This is a genomic window from Vreelandella vilamensis (assembly GCF_031451755.1).
GTDB lineage: Bacteria > Pseudomonadota > Gammaproteobacteria > Pseudomonadales > Halomonadaceae > Vreelandella > Vreelandella vilamensis.
Genome location: NZ_JARWAN010000054.1, coordinates 1 through 1,721, shown reverse-complemented (window position 1 = coordinate 1,721; position 1,721 = coordinate 1). Strand labels below are relative to the sequence as shown.

Genomic DNA, 1,721 nt, shown 5'->3' with positions numbered 1-1,721 from the left:
CCCGGCTTATTCATGAGGGCGGCCTGAAAACGAAGATGACGGATGGTATTCTCTTGAGAAATCAGAAAGTTCCGGCAAGAACCTGATTCCAGAGGACCATCCGCCATGGGTGAAAGCGTATCTCCCTGGATTCCGTCCTGCAACGGGTCCATTCGCGTTGAGCTTGATGGCCAGCGCACCACCAGCGACAGCGGCGCCTTGCTGCTGCGTGAAGCCCTCGACAACAGCGGTGTCATAGACGCACTGGATGACAACCTGATCGACCAACGTAACCCGCTGCGCGTCCGCCATTCGCTGGCCAGCCAGCTGCGCACCCTGGTGCTGCAGCGTGCGATGGGCTGGATCGATCTCAGCGATACCGACATGCTGCGCCGTGACCCACTCTGGCAGTTAGCCTGCAGCGATGCTCGCGGGATAACACCACTGGCGCAGGATCGGCCGTCTCAAGCAACGCTATCGCGACTGCTAATGTGCCTCGGGCGCAACGACAACATCGATACCGTTCACGAAGGCCTGCTGCGACTGGTGGTCTGGCGTCTGACCTCGCTAAACAATGGCGAACGCCCCGAGCAGCTGACGCTGGACATCGACGGCTTGCCGATCGAGGTCCACGGCCACCAGGGTGGCTCGGCGTTTCATGGGCATTACGGTGCACGAATCTACTCGCCGCTGGTTGCCTCGTTGGCCGAGACCGGCGACATGGTCGGCGGCCTGCTGCGCGAGGGCAACGCCGGCCCGGCCGAAAACGCCGATACCTGGATTCCGCATCTAGTACAGCGACTCAATGAGAGTACCGGGGCCCAGGTGCGGGTACGCATCGACGCCGGCTTCACCGACAACGACACGCTGGAGGCGCTAGAAGACCGCAACATCGAGTACCTGGGCCGGCTGCGTAGTCACACGGGACTGCAGAAGCTGGCAGCGCCGTACCTGAAACGGCCACGGGGTCGGCCACCCGAGCAACCTCGGGAGTGGTGCCATGACCTGGAGTACCAAGCCGGTTCCTGGCCGTCGCCACGGCGCGTAGTGCTGGTGGTGCAGGAACGTCCCGATGATCTGCTGCTGCATGCCTTCTTCTTGGTCACCAACCTCAACAAGTTCCACTGGCCGCCGGAGAAAGTCCTAGCGCTCTACCGCAAGCGCGGCAGCGCTGAGGCGCACATGGGCGAGGTGAAGTCGGCACTCGACGTACATCTCTCCTCGACCGACCGCGGCGCTTCCACTGTTCAAGAGGTGATGGCCCGCAACGAAGTGAGTCTGCTGCTGAGCCTCTACGCCTACCAGATCCTGCATGGCCTACGCTGCCTACTCGTGCGGCAAACCCGCCAAGGCTGGGGCCTTAGCCGGATGCGCGAGCAGGTGCTCAAGGTCGCTGCCACTATCTCACGACACGCTCGGCGCATTACTGTTCACCTCGGTGACGCTGCTGACAAATGGTGGCCCACTTTATTGAAGGGGCTGCCGAAGCTGACTGCGCTAAGCTGACCTTCCGGCGATACCATGACTGAGGCAAGATCAAGGCGGCCACAACGGTGGCCGGCGGATATGGTTACCCTGATGGCTGAGATCAATGCCAGAAAGTTATAAATAGCTGAGTTAAGAGCACCATTGGAGCATTAGTCAGCAGATGCACACGCCATAAATACGGCTACTGAAGACCGAAGCCGGCAACCCAGGGCTGCAAAAATGCTCAATCGGCGTTCTCATGAATGAGGCGGGCT

1 protein-coding gene is annotated in these 1,721 nt (G+C 60.8%); it reads left to right on the top strand.

The window, feature by feature from the left end; genetic code table 11:
* Nucleotides 1–105 precede the first annotated feature (105 nt).
* Nucleotides 106–1,485, top strand: a complete 1,380-nt coding sequence (locus QC823_RS16085; RefSeq protein ID WP_309657356.1) for an IS1380 family transposase — start codon at nucleotides 106–108, stop codon at nucleotides 1,483–1,485.
* Nucleotides 1,486–1,721: the final 236 nt, after the last annotated feature.